The sequence below is a fragment of the Nonomuraea zeae genome (assembly GCF_005889725.1).
In the GTDB taxonomy this organism is placed as follows: domain Bacteria; phylum Actinomycetota; class Actinomycetes; order Streptosporangiales; family Streptosporangiaceae; genus Nonomuraea; species Nonomuraea zeae.
Genome location: NZ_VCKX01000019.1, coordinates 17417 through 35108, shown reverse-complemented (window position 1 = coordinate 35108; position 17692 = coordinate 17417). Strand labels below are relative to the sequence as shown.

Sequence of the window (17692 nt, the reverse complement as noted above, 5' to 3'; positions counted from 1 at the left end):
CCAAGGAAGGGCGCTGGACCCCGGTCTCTATGTCTCACGCCTTCGATGGCGAGTCAAGATTAATGCCTATTGGCGGCATTTTCCTCGTGGAAATACAGCAATTCCTCGAAGAACAGGTAAAGCTCATCGATTTTGGTGATCACCGGCAGCCAGTCGTACGTGCCGAGGCCGTCGCGGTGCAGCGGTGACAGCAACTGGGCGGTCGCTCTGAGCGCGCCGGCGGGGATCTCACCGGCCGGGATCTCGACGGTCACCGTTTGGGCCACGCCGTCGCGGAAGGCCAGCGCCAGCGGGTGCCGGTGCCCGCGGACGCCGAGCGCCTCGAGCGCGAGCTCGGCAGGCTGCGTGGAGACCGCGCCGCCGGCCAGCCGGAGCGCGGCCGGATTGGCCAGCGCCACGAGGACACGCAGCTCGGGCGGCAGGTCGCGGAGCGCGCGCGGCTGCCGGTCCGACTCCGCGTGCCGCTGACCGCGGGCCAGGAGCAGCAGCACCTCGGGTACGCCCGCGTGCAGCCCGCGCAGCACCTCCGGGACGCAGCGCGAAGGCGGGCGGGCGGTGTCGGCCAGGCGGCGGGCCATGGCCTGGCGGATCAGCGCCAGCGGCTCCTCCAGCATGCTCTCCAGCAACGGGGAGAAGGCGTTGTCCGGATCCCCCTGGAGCGCGTGGGCGTAGCGGCCGACGGGATCGGGAGACAGCGGATCGGCCTGCGCCTCGCGGGCCAGCCGGTCGAGATCGCGCGCGGACTCCAGGCTCGCTCCCGGTCGGTTCACCTTGATCGACAGCAGCCTCCGTCCGAGGAGCACCCCGCCGGCGGCCGTGGCAACGGCCGCCGCTACGAGCACCGCCGTCAGCGGCATCGAGTTGAGCAAGGCGATCGAGAGCAGCGCCACTGTCGCGATGGCGAGTCCGGCCAGCCAGCCGAGCGTCACCGAGCGCCCGCGGACGACGTCGGCGCGGCTCTTCCTGAACTCCTCCCAGTCGGCCGCGGCCCGTGCGGCCCTGGCCTCATCGATGCGCGCCACCAGTGTCGCGCGCCGGGCCGGCCAGTCGGGACGGGTCCGCTGCTGCTCGCGTTCGAGCCGCTCGGACAGCTCGGCGAGCTCCCGCCGCAGCGCGTCGGCTTCACGGCGGCGCTCGGAGTTCAGGCCGTCGAGCTGGGCCTGCAGCTCCCGTAAGGTGCTGTCGAGCACGGCCGGTTGACCGGCCTGGCCGGGCATGGCGGCGATCCGCTCGACGAGGCCATGGAGCCGGCGGACAAAGGCGGCCGAGCCGTCGGCCACCAGGACCTCGTGCATCGCGCCGCGCAGCACGGTCAGCACCGGCGGGCTGACATATCCGGTGACCACCAGAGCCGTGAAGGCCGATCGGGCGCCGGAGCCGACCAGCTCGGCCGCGTTGGACGCCTCGTCGTCGTAGAACATGGCCTCGGACAACCTGATCACAGCTCGCGGATTGCGCGCGCCGGGCACGTGGAACGAGGTGATCCGGTCGCGTTCCTCGACCCGCTCGGCGCTCAGCCCCATGGCCCGCAGCTCGCTGTCGACGAGCATGGCCACGCTGGGAAGACCGGGAGCGCGGCTGTCCTGGGTCGAGGCCGCGGCGACCTGCTCGGCCTCGATCGGCGACGGCGGACGGGCGGCCTCGAAGCCGGCCCAGGCCAGCTGCAGGAGCAGGCGGATGTTGCCGCCGCTGTGACGCAGCAGCTCCAGCAGTCCCGACTCGGTGAACGGCCAGATCCCCTCGGAGGGCGTCCGGCGAGTGGCCCCGATGTACGCCGCCAGCACCTGACGGGCCTCGTCCGGCGTGAGCGGCAGCAGATGGCAGGCCCCGGCGCCGATGCGCTGGCGCAGATCAGGTGGCATGCCGTGCCAGCCGGCCTCGCTGGTGACGAGGACGAGCAGCCCGCGGGCCTGCGGGACGACCTCGACCAGGCCCTGCAGGAGGCCGATGTTCGCGGGCACCGGGTCGCCGTCCATGAGCAGGAACTTCTCGCACTGATCCAGCACGACCACGAACGACCGCCCGCCCCTGGTGACCAGCGTGGTCAGGAGCTGCAGGCCGTAGCGGCAGGTGAGCGGGTCATCGATCTGCTCGCTCACCCCGATCGCACCTGCGGCGTCGGGCGTGATCGGCCGGCCGCACAGCCAGTCGTAGGCCGCGTCGGAGAAGTCGGGCCTGATCAGGTAGTCCAGCGCCCGCTGGAACTGCGGCCAGTCGACCGCCACCGCGGCGATCTCCTTGGCCTGCTCCTCCAGCACCTCGCCGTCCTCGATCACGTCCAGCACCCTGACGCGCTCCTTGCCGATGAGCTGGTCGTCGCCACCGGCCCCGTGCGCGGCACGGGCGGTCAGATCGCCTTTGAGCGCGGCGCGGTAACTCAGGCTCAGGTCGGCGAGGAGTTCGCGCGGAAGCTGGGCGACCAGGCTGCGGTAGGCCGCGACGAAGTCGTCGTCCTGGAACCGGAGGTAGAGCTGGATCGCCTGGGAGTCCTCGCCGTTGACGTAGGCCATCATGTGACGGGCCGCGTGCGTCTTGCCGATGCCGTGGGCGCCCCACAGGCAGCTGAGGCCGCCGTCACCGGGGAACCCGCGCAGGTACGTTTCGGCCAGTCGGAGTGCCCCGCGTACACCGGGAAGGACGACTGTGGGGATCTGCCGGGCCCAGTCGTTCAGGAAGTCCGGCCGCGAGGTCTCTTCTGCGGTGGAGATGCCACGAGCCGGGAAGGGGTTGCGCGGGGGGTAGTCAGCCATGGATGTCTCCCATCCCGTTCCATCTCTCACCCTGCCAGATCTTCAGCCGCAGCCAGTTCTCGTGCATGTGCAGGTCGTCCGTCGGCCACGGGTCGTCCTTCTCGTACTCGCTGAGGCGGAAATCGAGCAGCACCTCCAGGCGGCGCAGGGCCTGACCCACGGTGTACTCGCGCCCGCTCAAGGCGTTCGTGAGCCCCTGCTCGTGGAACGGCGCAGGAGGCCGGCCGTTCCACCGGTGCTTGGCCAGCTCGGAGATCTGCTCCGGGGTGAGCGTACCCAGGTCCACGATGTGGCCGCGCGCGGCGAAGCGCTCCCGCTCCGCTTTGGTCAGCCGGACGGTGTTGGCGTGCTCGTAGGCGTCGACGGTGAAGACGACGACCGTGCTCGTGCTCTCGAACACCTTGGTGGCCAGCGTGATCAGCTGCTTGGTCGGCACGCCTTCGTACCGGATGCCGAAGGCCACCTTCGCGGCGGCGAAGGTGGATCCGGCGAGGCCGGCGATGTCCTGCAGGTCGTACTCGTTCATCCGGTCGGCCCTCGTCCGCTGGCCCAGCTCGGTGAAGCGGGCGCGGAGCTCGTCAGGGATCTTGATCGCGCATTCGTTCATCTTGTTGCGCAAGGAGAGCAGCGTGGAGCAGATCTGCGCATAGGCGTCATGTGTCATATCGTCGGGCTCGGCACGGTGGGTCACGAAGGTGGCGCCCGGGCTCGTGGCGGCGTCCCGGTACAGGCGCATGATGTGGTTGGCGAGCGAGGTCCGGCCGCTCTTGCCCACTCCGGTGATCAGCACGAAGACCGGGCGTTTCCGGCCGGCCTTCTGCTCGATGGCGGTCTTGAGCGTCGTCAGCGGGATGAAGCCGGCCAGCTCCAGCAGGAGCTCGTGGTCGCTCTCGCAGGTGACCGCGTCCAGCGGCCTGCTGACATAGGGGTTGCCTGAACGCAGGCCGTAGAGCGCGTAGCGGGAGTCGTCGGCGAACTGCATCTCATCCGCCGATCATCGTCAGGTAGGCCGGCAGCCGGTCCTCGGACGCCTCGAACGCCGAGCCGCCGAACAGCGGCGCGAGGAAGCCGTGCCGTCCGTGATGCGATGACGTCAGCTGCTGGATCTCCTCCGCCCGCGCGCCGAAGCGCACCTGGAAACCCTGGAAGGTGCCGACCGCCAGCTTGTCCTGGTAGGTCAGTTCGAGCGCCACCAGCAGGGCAGGTTGCCGCACCACGTGCGTGAACAGTTCAGGACTCTGGATGCGCAGCACCACCAGGCGTACGACCAGGTCCATGTGCAGGTCGTCGAGTCCGGGCGTGCCCTCGATGATGGCCTCCGTCACCCGCAGCAGGTTCAGCACCCGTTTGATCTTGCGTGGGTTCGGTACGACGATGCTCTCCAGCGTCGCGACGTGCCGGACCGCCAGATCGCCCAGGAGCGAGCCGCGGATGAAGCCGCCCACCTCCGCGGGACCGAGCGGGTAGAGATGCAGCGGAAGCTGGATGATCTTGTCCAGGTAATCGTCGGCGATGGCCGCGTGGTCGGGAAAGCCGAATGGCTGGTATTTCACCGAGACCCCGCGGTCGACGACCTCCTTGGACAGGGCGATCAGCACGAAGACGTTCTTGAGGTCGAGGAAGAGTTTGATCGACTCGAGCACGTCGATGATCTGGTCGGGCTCGCACCGGTCGAGGTCGTCGATGAAGAAGACGATTCTTCGTCCCTTCTCCGCCAGGCGGTCCGCCTCCTTCTGCAGCAGGCCGCGCAGCCGGCCGGTCTGGCTGTCGACCTGGCCGCGCATCTCGGCGTACTGCTGGGCCAGCTTGCCGATCTTCTCCACGCTCGCGCCACCCAGGTTGACCCTTTTCAGAATCTCGTCGGCGGCGAGGTTGAGGATGATGTCGCCGAGCCGTTTCACGGTGTCGGCGAAGCGGTGCCCGGGGTCCTGGTTGAGGGCGTTGTGCAGGGCATTGAGGAGAGGGAGCAGCATTTCGGACTCGCGGCGGTGCACCCACGGGTTGAAATGCACCCGGACGAACTCCTCGCCGTGCCGATCGAGCAGGCGCTGGTCGACCATTCCGAGCAGGGTCGACTTCCCGCTTCCCCACGTGCCGTAGACGCCGATCGTAAAGGGCGTCTGGGTGCGGGGATTGGTTATGACCGAAACAAGCGGATCAACGTAACGCCGAAACTGCAGAAGATCTCCGCGCCAATCCGCCGGCGCGTCCGAGAGCATTGCGATATCGGGCATCCTCGTCCTCCAGCAATGAGGATGCATCGTTTCCGGCATGGAAGACCATAGGTTATCGAACTGTGACGCGGCTTAGGCGGCCGGTCATTTCTTCGGGTCGGCCGTGCGTTGTGGTGGCTCCTCGAAGCGGGGCCGCTGCGGCGGCTCACCGCTTACGGTCTCCACGATCGTGGCCGCGACCTGGTACAGCTTGACGTTCTTAACCTGCGAGACGTTCCGCAGGATCTCGAAAGCCTGGTGCGAGGTGCAGCGGCGCTGCGCCATGATGATGCCGAGGGCCTGGTCGATGATCGCCCGGGTGTTGAGCGCCTCCTTGAGCTGCGCCGCGATCTCCCGCATCCGGGCCGCGTCGAGCGCCGTGCGGTAGAGCAGCACGATGTGGTCGGCGGTCACGCGTACGGCCACCCTGGTCTCGTCGGCGAACCCCCCGGCGTCGCCCGAATAGAGGGTGATCGCGCCGAACGAGCTCCCCTCCCACTCCAGCGGCTCCGAGTACAGGCTCCGGACCTCCGTCGTGTCGGCGGTGAAGCGCCGCCAGCGAGAGTCGGCGGTCAGATCGTCCGCCGTCACCGCGATCCCGTGGCCGATCGCGTCGAGGACCGGCCCCTGCCCGGCGGCCGACTGCAGCTCGTCGAACAGCTCCGCCTTCGCGTGGGAGCAGGCCACGGTACGCAGGCCGGTCCGCGCGCACAAGGTGACGCTGACCATCGGGGAGTCGGGCACGACCCTCGACACGATGGTGACGCACTCGGTGAGCACCCGATCGAAATCTTCGATGTCGGCGGGCATGCGTGACCGATTCAAGGTTTCCTCGCGCTTTGCGGGCGGTGGGTCACTTGACCACAAAGCCTGGCCCTGTGGAGACCTCAAGGCTAGTCCCTCAGCGGCGGGATCGGGGTGCCCTCAGGAGAGGTATGCGTCCACCTCGGCCAGATAGGCGTCCTTGAGATGCCTGGGCAGCCAGGTGATCTCGAAGGCGTTGCGTTCGAGCTGCGCCAGCTCCTCCCTGCTGAGCTGGAGCGCGTCCTGCAGGGCCTCGAGGTTCTCCTGCACGTAGCCGGCGAAGTAGGCGGGGTCGTCGGAATTGACCGTCACGCGCACGCCCAGGTCCATGAGCTTGCGGATGCCCTCGGCCTTCATCGAGTCGGTGACGTAGCTGTTGGAGATCGGGCAGCACGTCAGCCCCATGCCGCGCTCCAGCACCACCTCCACCAGCCGCTGGTCCTCCAGGATGTTGACGCCGTGGTCGATCCGGTTGACCCCGATGTCCTCGACGGCCTGGCGGATGTGCTCGATCGCGTTGTCCTGGTCGACGTCGCAGTGCATGGTCAGCAGGTAGCCCTCCTGCCTGGCGCGCTCGTAGACGGCCGCGAACTTGGCCGGCGGGTTGCCCTTCTCGTCGGAGTCCAGCCCGACGCCGGCGATCCACTCCCGGTACGGCAGCGACTCCAGTAGCGTCGCCATCGCGTATTCGGCCTGGAAGTCGCGCAGGAAGCACATGATCAGCTGCGCCCGCACGCCGAGCTGCGACTGCGCGTCCATCAGCGCCCGGCGCAGCCCGCGGATCACCAGCTCGAACGGCACCCCGCGCGAGGTGTGGGCCTGCGGATCGAAGAAGATCTCCGCATAGCGGACGTTCTGCTCGGCGCCCTTGCGCAGGTAGGCCATGGCCAGGTCGTAGAAGTCGGGCTCGGTGCGCAGCACCTGCATGCCCTCGTAATAGATCTTCAGGAAGGACGGCAGGTCGTCGAAGGTGTAGGCGGCCCGCATCTCCTCCACCGAGGAGTAGGGGAGGCTGAGCCCGTTACGCTCGGCCAGCTCGAACTTGAGCTCGGGCTCCAGCGTGCCCTCGATGTGCAGGTGGAGCTCGCACTTGGGCAGCCCGGCGATGAAGTCCTTCATCTTCCCACTTTAGAAGATGATCGCCAGCCCGACGGCGAACAGGAGACCGTACGCCATCTGCAGCTTGCCCGTCTGCTGCAGCACCGCGATCAGCGCCGGGCCGACCGCCTCGCTCAGCACCGTCCTGATCGGGGTGATCGCCAGCGGCAGGGCGAGCAGTACGAGCGCCGCCCACGGCGTCAGGGGGATCATTGTGATCGCCACCGCGAACGGGATGACCTGGCAGGCCACGTAAAGCGCGCGGGTGCGCGCGGGGCCCAGCACCACGGCGAGCGTGCGCTTGCCGGACTCGCCGTCGGTGCCCACGTCACGCAGGTTGTTCACCACGAGCATCGAGCACGACAACAGCCCCACCGGGATCGACGCCAGGAACGCCGGCCAGCTCAGCGACTCCGTCTGCACGTACGCCGTGCCGACCACGGGCACGACCCCGAAGAACACGAACACGGCCAGCTCGCCCAGCCCGCGGTAGCCGTACGGACGCTTGCCGCCCGTGTAGAACCAGGCCGCGGCGATCGACGCGGCGCCCACCAGCAGGATCCACCACGCCTGCGTGACGACGACCAGGACGAGCCCCAGCACCGCCGCGAGCGCGAAGCAGCTCAGCGCCGCCGTCAGCACCTGCCGCGGCGTGGCCGCCCGCGAGCCCACCAGCCGCATCGGGCCGACCCGCTGGTCGTCCGTGCCGCGGATGCCGTCGCTGTAGTCGTTGGCGTAGTTGACGCCGATCTGCAGGGAGAGCGCCACGAGCAGCGCCAGGATCGCCCGCCACCACACGAAGCCGCCTTCGCCGATCGCCACGCCGGTGCCCACCATGACGGGCACGATGGCGTTGGGAAGGGTGCGCGGGCGAGCGCCGGCGATCCACTGGCCGGGGGTTGCCATGTCCTACTTCTACCTCTAGCTGATGTCCGTGGTGAGCCTGACCATCCGGATCGGGCGGCCCATGTCGAGTACGCGTTCGGCCATGTCCTCGCCCCAGCCGGCCGACTCCAGGAAGCCGAGCACCGCGTGGTTGTCGGCGAAGACCCAGGTGACGATCTGCCGGAAGCCGTCGTCACGCAGGTAGTCGACGGTGGCGTTGAGCAGGCGGCTGCCGTGGCCCCGGCGCACGAAGTCGGGGTCGACCAGCAGGGTCAGCATCTCGGCCACCACGCTGGGGTCGAGGTCGGGATCCTCCGCGGGGGAGTGGGAGGCCAGGCCGACCACGCGCTCGCCGCCACGGGGAGTGGTCAGGGCAGCGCTGCCGCCCGCGCCGAGCGCGGGAAAGCCCTCGGTGTCGAGGATGGTCTCCACGGCCACCAGCACCCGATGCCGGGCGGTGGGCGGGGCGACGATCGCCTCATCCCACTGGCGCAGCCACATCTTCTCGGCCGCGGCCCCGGTCATCTGCTCAAGCGGCCCCTCGGGGAGGAACTCCCGATAGCCGTAGCGCCAGGCGCGAATCTGGGTATTCGCAACCTGGAGCACATCCTCGCGCCGGGCCGCCCGGACGCCTACGTCTGCCATCTCGGCCCGCTCCTTCGCCTGCTGTCCATGCCACAAGGCACGAGTTACACCGTATCGGTGTTTGACCCTTGGAGACGACGCGAACCCTGCTTCCTCGCCCGGTAAGCGCGTGTCTTGGTGCGGTTGCCGCATACCCGCATGGAACACCACGAGCGGGAACGGTTCCGCGACGAGTCGATGAACGCCCACTGGCAGGTGGTCTCCGAGCACACCTTGAGCCGGCTCCACGGCGCGCGCACGGCCGCCACGGCGATTCCGGCCAGCCCGGCCCGCGCACCGTCCCCGACGGGGACCAGCCGGAGCCCCTCACCTGCCGCCTCGACTGCCAGCGGCAGCGAGGGGAGGTCGGCGCTCTCGCGCCTGAGCGCGGCTCTGAGGCCCTCGCGGAGGGCGAGCGCGAGGCGGAGATCCTCTTCCGTGGCGTCGTCCCGCGGGCCGGCGAGGCCGCGCAGGCGCAGCCAGAGTGCCAGCCCGGCGGGGGAGGACAGCTCGTCGGTCCCGGTCTCGACGTCGCGGGTGTTCACGAAATCGCGTACGAGCTCCGCGGCCGCCGGCTCCGCCTCCATGCCCTGCATGTGCTCTGCGGAGAACGGCATGCCGATCACTCTACTGGGTTCATGATCGATTCACCTGCGGGAGACGTCGGTCAGGGCCTGGGCGAGGCGTCGTACCCCTTCGTGGAGCTCCGGCAGATGCGCGGCGGCCATGTGCGTCACCCGGATGCGCGGCCCGGGCGGCTCCGACGGGTAGTACATCCGGCCGGGGCTCACCAGCACCCCGTTCCGCCTGGCCGCCTCGACCAGCTCGCCCTCGTCGACCTCGGCGGGCAGGCGTACCCACAGATGCATACCGCCCGCGGGCAGCAGGTGCACCTCCGCCTCCGGCATGCGCGCGGCCAGAGCGGCCGCGAGCGCGTCGCGCCGGACCCCGATCTCGGCGTGCACCGCCGTGAGATGCCGCCGCCAGGCGGGCGACCCGACGAACTCCAGCGCCGTCTCCTGCAGCGGGCGCGCCACGAAGAACGACTCCACGCACTGGCTCGCCCGCAGCCGGTGGGCGGCGGGACCCCTGGCGATGACGGCCGCCACCCGCATGCTCGGCGAGAGTATCTTCGTCAGCGAGCCCAGGTGGACCACGGTCCCGTGGCGATCCATCGACACCAGCGACGCGGGCGCCTGCTCGGTCAGATGCCGCGCGAAGTCGTCCTCGATCACGAACGCCCCGGCGGCCCGCGCCACCTCCAGCACCTGCTCCCGGCGCTCGGCCGTCAGGGTCGCCCCGGTCGGGTTCTGCAGGGTGGGCTGGCACAGGAACACCCGGGCGCCGGTGACGGCGAACGCCTCGGCCAGCAGCTCGGGCCGCACTCCGTCCCGGTCGATGGGCACGGCGACGGTCCGCAGCCCGGCCGCCCGCGCCGCCGCCAGCGCACCGGGGTAGGCGGGGGTCTCCACCAGCACCGGCGTGCCCGGGGCCGCCAGCGCCCTGAACGCATGCGTCAGCCCGGCCTGCCCGCCGCTCACGATCAACGCGTCGGCCGCGCTCACCTCGCCCCCGGCCTGCGCCGCGAACCACCGGCGCAGCTCGACGAGCCCGGCGAGCGGCGGCATCGCCCAGGCGTCCGGCCTGCGCACGGCCCGCGCCGCCGCGGCTCCCAACTGCTTGTCGGGGCGCAGTCCCGGGCGCAGATAACCGCCGGTCAGCGGCACCACCCCCTCCGCGGCCTGCCCCAGCAGCGTCGTGATCGGCCCTTCGTCGACCACCCGATCACCCAGGGCGACCGTCTGCCAGGACAGATCGGTCGCGTCGTGCCCTCGGGAGACCCTCTGCGCGACGAAGACCCCGTTACCCGGCCTGGTCACCACCCGCCCTTCGGCGGCCAGCTGGCCGATCGCCCTGGAGACCGTCACCGGGCTGACGCCGTGGCTGCGCATGATCTCCCGGCTGGACGGCAGCCGGGCGCCGGGTCCGAGCCGGTTGGCCTCTTCGCGCAGCATCGCGGCGATATGAGCGATACTGCTATCGTTGTTCATGAAAGATGAGAGTAGTGCTACTGCCTCTGACGGAGTAGCGCTCCCTTTCCACCCGCCCGCGTCACCGGTTGTCGAGCCGGTCACAAGCCCTGCGCGGCTCGACGGTGTCCGGGGCTCAAGGGCCTCGGCGCCGGGTGCCGGCCGTGGCACGCTGCTGGCCTTCCTCGGCGTGCTGGCCTTCTCCGGCTCCTTCCCGGCGACCGTCTACGCGATGAAGGGCTTCGACCCGTGGCTGGTCGCCATCGGCCGGGCCGCGCTGGCCGGCGCGATAGCCGCGATCTGTCTCAAAGTCACCCGCCGCCCCCTCCTCCCGCCGAGACATCAGTGGCCCGCCTACGCCCTCATCTCCCTGGGCGTCGTCTTCGGGTTCCCGGTCTTCAGCGGCCTGGCCCTGGACCTCGGCACCGGCACGGCCCACGCCGCGGTGGTCATAGCCCTGCTCCCCGCCGCCACGGCCGCCTGCGCCGTCCTGCGGGCCGGCGAGCGCCCCCGCCCCCTGTTCTGGACAGCCTGTACGGCAGGCGCCGTCGCCATCAGCGCCTTCACCCTCACCCAGCACCAGGCCGGAACGACCTCCTGGCCCGACCTCCTCCTGGTCGGCGCACTTCTGTCAGCGGCGGTCGGTTACACCGAAGGCGGCCGCCTGGCCAGGCAGACCCCGGGCTGGCAGGTGATCTCCCACGCCCTCGTGCTCTCGCTTCCCCTGACGGCCCCCGTGACCGCGTTCCTGGCCTTGACCACCCCCATGACCCCGGCCCCCCAAGCCGTCGCGGGCTTCGCCTACGTGGCCCTCGTCTCCATGTTCCTGGGCTTCATCCCCTGGTACGCGGGCCTGGCCGCCGGCGGCATCGCCAGGGCGGGCCAGACCCAGCTCACCCAGCCCCTCCTGACGCTCATCTGGGCCTGGGTCCTGCTGGGCGAACGCTTCGGCACGGCCACGGTGGTCGCCGCCCTGGCCGTACTGGTATGCGTGGCAATCACCCAGCGCGCCCGTACTTGAAAGCCGTGACGCCACCCCGCAGGATGGGAGAGGAGGTGTCACAACAATGGCGGACCTCACGATCCCAGAGGGCGGCTTCTGGCCTGCGCCGGAGATCCCGCAGCCCAACATCTATCCCATGGAGTGGCGCGTCGAGACGGAGAAGCTCGCCGCCATCTACGAGAAGTCCAAGCGCGTGCTCTGGAACCCGGCCGACCTGCCGTGGGACGAGCTGAACGCGGACGACTTCACCAGGGAGCAGCGCCTGGGCATCATGTACTGGTTCGCGGTCCTGGCCAACTTCGACGCGTCAGGACCCGCCGTGTTCGCCCGTGCCACCATCCAGGCGTTCGAGAAGCACGAGGAGGATCCGGTCAGGAAGTGCTTCTTCTCCATCACCCGTGACGAGATGAACCACGAGGAGTGCTGCCAGCGCACCATCGCCAAGCTCTGGCCGGGCGGCCCGCTCGACTGGACCCCGTCCGACGACCTCGAATCGGCCGCCCACAACAACATCGGCTGGCTCTACCACAACGGCGGCCGCTACTGGACCGGCTACACCTCGGCGGTCGGCAGATATTCGCTGCCGGTGCTCTTCACCAGCTTCATGATGGGGGAGATGGCCGCCTCGACGCTGTTCAGAGGCATGTCATCGGGCACGCGGCACCCGGTCTTCAGCGAGATGTTCCAGCGCATCGGCCGGGACGAGTCCCGCCATCTCCAGATCTGCATGACCATTCTCGAGAACGAGTGGCCCGGCCTCACCGACGAGACCCGGGTCCTCATCACTCGCCAGCTCAGAGCGGGTTTCGTCTTCCTGAGCATGATCCTCTGGGAGCCGCCGGCGGGCTTCTGGGAGCTGCCGCCGTACTTCCTGGCCAACCACCGCGTCCTCATGGACCATGCCAGGCAGGCGGGGCTGGGGGTGCTGTCGTACGAGGAGCAGGCGGAGAACTGGCGGGTGGCCATGGCCAAGATCCGCGCGATCGTCGAGCGGTGGGGCATCGACTTCCCGGCCATTCCCGAGCTGGACCTGGAGGGCGTACCGGTGGACTTCATCGACCCGGAGGAGATCATCCCGGTCTTCTGACTGGTTCTCGCGGTCGATCGCGCACGTCGATCATGCACGTTGATCGCGCGGGTTGATCGCGCGGGTTGATCGCGCAGGGTGATCGCGAACGTCGACCAGGCACGTCGACCAGGCGCGTTGACCAGGCGCGTTGACCAGGCACGTCGATCAGGCGCATTGACCAGGCACGTCGATCAGGCGCCGGGCCAGGACTCCTGGGGCGCGACGAAACTCCCACGGTGCGGGACGCTGCGCACCCATCCCTGCTCCCGCAGCAGCGTCACCGCCCGGCGTACCGTCTCGCGTGCGGCGCCGTAGTGCCGCACCAGCCCGATCTCGCTCGGAATCGCCTGACCCGGCGCCAGCTCGCCGGCCTTGATCCGCTTCCTGAGCTCTTCGGCGATGAGCTGATAGATCGGGGTCTGGGGATCCGCGGGGCGGCCCCTGGCGTCGGGCGCGCTCACGAACGTTCCCTCGCCCTGGCGGGTGTGAACGAGCCCTTGGTTACGCAACACGCGGATCGCCCGTCGCGCGGTCGTACGCGCCACCTGGAACTCTCGCTGGATGCCCGCCTCGCTGATCACAAGATCTCCGGGGGAGAGCTCGGCGATTATGCGCGACCTGATGACCTCACTGATCTGGAGATAGAGGTAGGTATCACCCTCGCGATTCAGCACGCCTCAAGGGTATACAACACCGCAGAGAAAGGGAGGGCGATTAGGAACCCTAGTTTATGGGCCATTTCTCTGGACCGGTCACATATGTGCCGCGATAAGGGACGGTGAACACCCAGCCCTGTTCGCGGAGATGCGCAACGGCCTGGCGTACCGTCACCTTGGCCACGCTGTATTGCCGCATCATAACTTTTTCGCCGGGAATGGCCTTGTTGGGCGAGATCTCGCCGAGCTGGATACGCTGGGCGACTTCGCCGGCGATCTTCTGATAGAGCGGCATCTGCTTGGCTGAGCGCGGAGTGCCAGGCCGGCCGACGAAGGTGCCTTCGCCCTGAACCGTGTGCACCAGTCCCATCTCGCGTAGCTCACGCGCCACTCGCCGGGCGGTCGTCCGGGCGATTTCGTAGTGCTTCTCGAGGGCCGCCTCGCTCGGCACGGGGTCGCCGGCGGTGAGCTCGCCGCGCTCTATCTGGTCGCGGACCAGGGCGGCGACCTGCTTGAAGAGAGGCACGGGCCCTTCGCGGTCTAGCACGCCTGGATTGTAGACCAACCCGTGCATGCGCCACCGGTGAGGACGCGTGGTGAACTCATGGCCCTTGGGGTTGCCGGGTGGGGGTCAGCGGCGCGGACCTCCGTCGAATGGGCCGTCGCAATACCGCGCTGCTGGGGTTGCGGTCGGCTGCGAAATGTGTCAGTGGGGGGACATTGCATTCATTCGCAAGAAGACCAGCAAACCCGGAAAAGGTGATGGCGGGGGAATGTGGCGTAAGATCCGGCATGGATGTGCATGCTTGTCTGGTGCCGGGTGCTGGATGTCGCTGAGAAGTCGCGCGCCGCATCTTTCACTCGCGCCTCTCTCCATCACTTGTGGTGAACCTTTGTGTGGCCCGGCTGGTGAGACCGCCGCTGTGGTGCCGGACGTTCAGCGGAGGGAGGTGAACAGGGCCTCTTCCTATGCACCGGCTCCGACGACGCTGGCGGTCGTGGCGGTCGGCGGTCGTGGCGGTCGTGGCGGTCGTGACGTCCATGACGGCGGCCACCAACCCGTCGCCGCCCATGGAAGGGCCACCAGTCCGGGGCCATCCAGGGCCTGTCGGAACCGTGCGATGCCGTGCTCGGGAGCCCTGGGGGCGTCGAACGTTCCGTTCATCACCCGTGCGACGCGCCGCAGGCAGGGCTCGTCGATCACCGGCACCCTCGTCCACCAGGGCCGTGATCGCGACGTGCCGCTCGTGCATTCCGGGCAAATCTCGTAGATCGCATCGCGAAATGGTGACGGCCATCGCGTGATCCTTCGAGGGCCTAATGAGAACGAAGGAAAGCAAAGCGATGGCCGCGAACAACATTGTGCTGCCTGGGTGTCGTCCGCCACAGCGAATCGGGACCAGGGGCCCCGACTTGTTCTCCGGTCCAGAGTCAGGACAGTTGTTGAAAATACGATCCAGGTCGTGGTTCGCACCTCAATCGACCTTGGTTGCGGCAAATCTGCCCACGACCAGACCACTGGGAACGACATCTTGCCGCCGTTCGCCCGGTTCATCTGTTCGCTAAGCCATGCCGTGGCATGCTGCTTCGTAAGTGCCCGGCGTGAGCCCCCGAGTCGAGAGCTCACGCCGGTCCTAGGCACTGTCGTTCTCCAGCAACCGATCAAGCCTAAGGCCTAGCTCGATCATCTCGCACCGTAGAGAGTCGAGTTTTTGCATCATCTCGTGCCGAGCGGATGCGAAGTTCTCGTTGGTCTGCCGTCGAAGGCCAGAGATCTCGAGACCGAGGGCCGCAAAGTCCTGGCTCATTTCCATCCGAACATCCGCAACTTCGGCCCTCGCCTCGGCGACGGAGATGGACGTCGTCAGAAGATCGGACTGAATGGCTTCCCTATGAGCGCATCTGTCGGCCGGGAGGTTGCCGTGCTGACCTCGTCCTCTGAAGTCGCCGGACGCCGTGCCCTCGGGACGGATGCTCGCTTCGAGGATTCCGACACGGAGCTGCAAGTCGAGAATTTCCGCCTCTACGTCCATGTGTCCCCCTACCTTCACGGTAGCCGAGGAGCCCTGAGCCTTGATGGCCCCGCCCCACTTTCTGTGAGCACATAGTGGCAAGGAGTCCATAGTCCTGGCGATCGGGCGTCTGCGCGTATGGGTGTGGTTTTATTCGTCGCGGTGTGGGGAAGATCGCCTGCTGGGGCGAGGTCTCTGATTGTGGAAGGGTTGGCGAACAAGACCATTTCACGCACAGTTCGCAAACCTTCCACGCATGACGGCCGGGCGGAAAGCTCCCCCCACTGACCATCAAGGCGCACGCAGCCTCCAGCGAGCCGGTCCGCCACCCAGGAACCATCCGATCAATTGGGACCAAGACCGCCGACTCCCGCAACATTCTGACTCCTCACAAAGACGCGTTCGGGTCAGTATCGTTCCTGCCCGGTGCGCACTTCCGCTGCAGCAGTTCTCGCCAACGCCACAAAAGGAGCGAAACCCTCGCATCTATACGAGCCGCACCTGGACACCAATCAATTGCGCAGTCCCGACGCCGGCAACCACGGGTAACCACCAACCAAGCCAACCTGCGCCCTGCCTGGCGCTCGTATCGACTGAGCACGAGGTCGTGGCCAGCCCACTCACTCCCGATGACCGAACACCAGGCGCCGCATACCCTCGACAAACTGGTAATCGAAGGCTGACCCTTCGGCGCGTGTCGACACATCGCCCTCGGCGGCCGGCGGCCGGCGGCCACATCGGCCGTGGCATTGGTCTCTCCCCTGTGCAGGTGCTCGGCGTGGAATGCGGCCGTGACCTTGTGCGATTCGCGAGAGCTTTCTGCGTCCTCCCCAGGGAACCTGCATCCCCGCGGCCGTGCAATCGATACCCACCGGCTCCGCGTGGCACTCCGTTAAGTAGTACAGACCCGGGCAGACCTCGCTACCCCCCGCGCGGGCAGCGCAACCGAGGCCGTACCCCAAGACGAGGATGGCGGAGAGAGGGTGGGACAAGCGTGGCGAGGAAGGGGGGTGGGACGAACGTGGCGAAGAGATCGAGACAGACGTGGCGAAGACGCCCGAGACCATATCCATCGAACACGGGTGTTGGACGTGCCAGGCTCGGCCGTCGACAGAGGCTCCCCGGACGGATCTCAGAGGATAAGGCGCTCGCCGACACACCCACCTGCGGTCGCTTGGGTGTGATCCCAGGCGATGCGTCGACCCGATCCGACCCTAATCAGATGGGCTCGCCTGGGACCACACGACTCGACGGTGTGGTCCTGCACCCTCCGGGAGGCACAGGACCACGCGCCAGCGAGTAACGGCCGGCTGACGTCCAAAACGGCCTACCCGCGTCATTAGATTCTCATGGTCATCTCTTGAGAAACTGCAGTTCGGCGCAATATCCGGGATCATTCCCTTTGCTGTTGGCTGGGGCCATAGTTCGCGGTGGAAGCGATTTACGTAGGGATTCGCCGCCAGGCCGCATCTGTGATGATCAGGTGGTCGAGGAGTCGCAGCCCGACCGTGTCCGCGGCCTCGGCGAGCTGCACCGTAGCCTCCACATCGAATGGGCTCGGATCGAGTGAACCTCCTGGATGGTTGTGGGCGAGGCCGAACGCGGCTCCACCCGCGGTGAGCACCTCCCTGATCACCTCACGAATCGGCACCGGCGTATGGTCGGTCCCGCCTTCGGTCAGGACCGTGCGCTTCAGCACCCTGCCGCCGGTATCGCAGACCACCACGATGAGCCGCTCCTGCTGCCGGCCCTGCAACAGCGGAGCACACACCTGTGCGAGATCGGAGGTGCTGGAGATCCGTTCGCGCTCGGGCCCTGCGTCCGCCCGGCGTACCAGATGGAAGGCAGCGGCCATCCGGGCGGCCTTGGCCGGGCCGACGCCGGGCACCGCCAGTAACCGATGCGGTTCCGAACGGCTGAGCGCGCCCAGATCTCCGCAGTGCTCGATCACCTGAGCGGCAAGGTCCAGGGCGCTCGACCCCCGAAACCCAGAGCCGAGCAGCACGGCCAGCAACTCCCAGTCGGCCAGTGCGGCGGCTCCACTGGCCATGAGTCGCTCGCGCGGCCGGTCGCGTTTGGACAGGTCTTTGACTCGCATCGACAACCTCCGCAGCCGTTGTATCAACGCCCACCGACAATCTCTGACCTGCACGTTTACGACGGCTCGACACGTTTCCATTCGTCCCCGTGCACCCGGAACATCCCATCCTCGCGACAGCCAGCGGGCGGGTATCCGGAAGACACCTCTTGCGGCGATGGCCGGCGTGCGCATATCCGGAACGCGCAATTGCCCCGACGGCCGACGGGGGGCACGTGACGTTCAGCGGGCGTAGGGGCGGAACCCGCGAGCCGGGACTGGGTCAACTCCAGCACGGGTCAGCACAGCCGCTCACCACCCCCCGGGCGATCTCCTCACGCCCGATGGCGCGGTGTGGCATCCACGCCCTGGACTTCCCGCACATCTCGGGCACCGACATCGCCCGCACCGTCACTCGGCTGAGACCGGGAGCTGAGGGTTCCGAGGTGTGTGCGGAGGCACTCGGCTTCG

At 68.2% G+C, this 17692-nt stretch carries 15 protein-coding genes; 2 read left to right on the top strand and 13 right to left on the bottom strand.

The genetic code is table 11. The features are described from left to right. Positions 1–59 precede the first annotated feature (59 nt). The 9 genes from ETD85_RS08990 to ETD85_RS08950 all read right to left on the bottom strand — a co-directional run bounded on the left by ETD85_RS08990 (position 60) and on the right by ETD85_RS08950 (position 10425). Positions 60–2750: a P-loop NTPase family protein gene (locus ETD85_RS08990; protein WP_138689157.1), complete on the bottom strand. Its 2691-nt coding sequence runs from the start codon at positions 2748–2750 to the stop codon at positions 60–62. Further along, the gene (locus ETD85_RS08985; RefSeq protein ID WP_138689156.1) at positions 2743–3732 is read right to left on the bottom strand and encodes a hypothetical protein; all 990 of its coding nucleotides are present in this window, start codon (positions 3730–3732) and stop codon (positions 2743–2745) included. The genes ETD85_RS08990 and ETD85_RS08985 overlap by 8 nt, the downstream gene beginning before the upstream one ends. Before the next feature lies 1 nt (position 3733). Further along, a complete protein-coding gene (locus ETD85_RS08980) occupies positions 3734–4984 on the bottom strand; it encodes a KAP family P-loop NTPase fold protein (protein WP_170246576.1) in 1251 nt (416 codons plus the stop codon). Positions 4985–5068: 84 nt separating this feature from the next. Continuing rightward, positions 5069–5773 (bottom strand): GAF and ANTAR domain-containing protein, encoded by a 705-nt coding sequence (locus ETD85_RS08975; RefSeq protein ID WP_138689154.1) that lies wholly within the window; start codon positions 5771–5773, stop codon positions 5069–5071. A 114-nt stretch (positions 5774–5887) separates the two neighbouring features. Continuing rightward, on the bottom strand, positions 5888–6886 hold the full coding sequence (locus tag ETD85_RS08970; protein WP_138689153.1) for an adenosine deaminase: 999 nt from the start codon (positions 6884–6886) through the stop codon (positions 5888–5890). Positions 6887–6895: 9 nt separating this feature from the next. Next, a complete protein-coding gene (locus ETD85_RS08965; RefSeq protein WP_138689152.1) occupies positions 6896–7771 on the bottom strand; it encodes a 1,4-dihydroxy-2-naphthoate polyprenyltransferase in 876 nt (291 codons plus the stop codon). Between the two features lie 15 nt (positions 7772–7786). Continuing rightward, positions 7787–8395: a GNAT family N-acetyltransferase gene (locus ETD85_RS08960; RefSeq protein ID WP_170246575.1), complete on the bottom strand. Its 609-nt coding sequence runs from the start codon at positions 8393–8395 to the stop codon at positions 7787–7789. A gap of 44 nt (positions 8396–8439) precedes the next feature. Further along, a complete protein-coding gene (locus ETD85_RS08955) occupies positions 8440–8991 on the bottom strand; it encodes a CGNR zinc finger domain-containing protein (RefSeq protein ID WP_240779042.1) in 552 nt (183 codons plus the stop codon). A 30-nt stretch (positions 8992–9021) separates the two neighbouring features. Further along, positions 9022–10425: an aminotransferase-like domain-containing protein gene (locus ETD85_RS08950; RefSeq protein ID WP_138689151.1), complete on the bottom strand. Its 1404-nt coding sequence runs from the start codon at positions 10423–10425 to the stop codon at positions 9022–9024. Positions 10426–10594: 169 nt separating this feature from the next. Here ETD85_RS08950 and ETD85_RS08945 point away from each other — a divergent pair, with 169 nt between their 5' ends. Both ETD85_RS08945 and ETD85_RS08940 read left to right on the top strand, forming a co-directional pair. After that, positions 10595–11425, top strand: a complete 831-nt coding sequence (locus ETD85_RS08945) for a DMT family transporter (protein WP_240779041.1) — start codon at positions 10595–10597, stop codon at positions 11423–11425. A gap of 46 nt (positions 11426–11471) precedes the next feature. Continuing rightward, positions 11472–12494 (top strand): hypothetical protein, encoded by a 1023-nt coding sequence (locus tag ETD85_RS08940; RefSeq protein WP_138689149.1) that lies wholly within the window; start codon positions 11472–11474, stop codon positions 12492–12494. Between the two features lie 173 nt (positions 12495–12667). Here ETD85_RS08940 and ETD85_RS08935 read toward each other — a convergent pair whose 3' ends face one another. The 4 genes from ETD85_RS08935 to ETD85_RS08920 all read right to left on the bottom strand — a co-directional run bounded on the left by ETD85_RS08935 (position 12668) and on the right by ETD85_RS08920 (position 17242). Beyond that, positions 12668–13150, bottom strand: coding sequence for a GntR family transcriptional regulator (locus ETD85_RS08935; protein WP_138689148.1), 483 nt, complete (start codon positions 13148–13150; stop codon positions 12668–12670). A gap of 49 nt (positions 13151–13199) precedes the next feature. Then, complete coding sequence (locus ETD85_RS08930) at positions 13200–13679, bottom strand: GntR family transcriptional regulator (protein WP_240779040.1); 480 nt, start codon at positions 13677–13679, stop codon at positions 13200–13202. Between the two features lie 1087 nt (positions 13680–14766). Beyond that, entirely contained in the window at positions 14767–15165 is a 399-nt protein-coding gene (locus ETD85_RS08925) for a hypothetical protein (protein ID WP_138689146.1), read from the bottom strand. 1420 nt (positions 15166–16585) lie between these two features. Then, entirely contained in the window at positions 16586–17242 is a 657-nt protein-coding gene (locus tag ETD85_RS08920) for a JAB domain-containing protein (RefSeq protein ID WP_138689145.1), read from the bottom strand. Positions 17243–17692 lie beyond the last annotated feature (450 nt).

Bases quoted from the DNA above. Each gene is read 5' to 3' on its own strand.
- ETD85_RS08990 (WP_138689157.1), bottom strand. From the start codon at position 2,750: ATGGCTGACTACCCCCCGCGCAACCCCTTCCCGGCTCGTGGCATCTCC.
- ETD85_RS08985 (WP_138689156.1), bottom strand. From the start codon at position 3,732: ATGCAGTTCGCCGACGACTCCCGCTACGCGCTCTACGGCCTGCGTTCA.
- ETD85_RS08980 (WP_170246576.1), bottom strand. From the start codon at position 4,984: ATGCCCGATATCGCAATGCTCTCGGACGCGCCGGCGGATTGGCGCGGA.
- ETD85_RS08975 (WP_138689154.1), bottom strand. From the start codon at position 5,773: ATGCCCGCCGACATCGAAGATTTCGATCGGGTGCTCACCGAGTGCGTC.
- ETD85_RS08970 (WP_138689153.1), bottom strand. From the start codon at position 6,886: ATGAAGGACTTCATCGCCGGGCTGCCCAAGTGCGAGCTCCACCTGCAC.
- ETD85_RS08965 (WP_138689152.1), bottom strand. From the start codon at position 7,771: ATGGCAACCCCCGGCCAGTGGATCGCCGGCGCTCGCCCGCGCACCCTT.
- ETD85_RS08960 (WP_170246575.1), bottom strand. From the start codon at position 8,395: ATGGCAGACGTAGGCGTCCGGGCGGCCCGGCGCGAGGATGTGCTCCAG.
- ETD85_RS08955 (WP_240779042.1), bottom strand. From the start codon at position 8,991: ATGCCGTTCTCCGCAGAGCACATGCAGGGCATGGAGGCGGAGCCGGCG.
- ETD85_RS08950 (WP_138689151.1), bottom strand. From the start codon at position 10,425: ATGAACAACGATAGCAGTATCGCTCATATCGCCGCGATGCTGCGCGAA.
- ETD85_RS08940 (WP_138689149.1), top strand. From the start codon at position 11,472: ATGGCGGACCTCACGATCCCAGAGGGCGGCTTCTGGCCTGCGCCGGAG.
- ETD85_RS08925 (WP_138689146.1), bottom strand. From the start codon at position 15,165: ATGGACGTAGAGGCGGAAATTCTCGACTTGCAGCTCCGTGTCGGAATC.
- ETD85_RS08920 (WP_138689145.1), bottom strand. From the start codon at position 17,242: ATGCGAGTCAAAGACCTGTCCAAACGCGACCGGCCGCGCGAGCGACTC.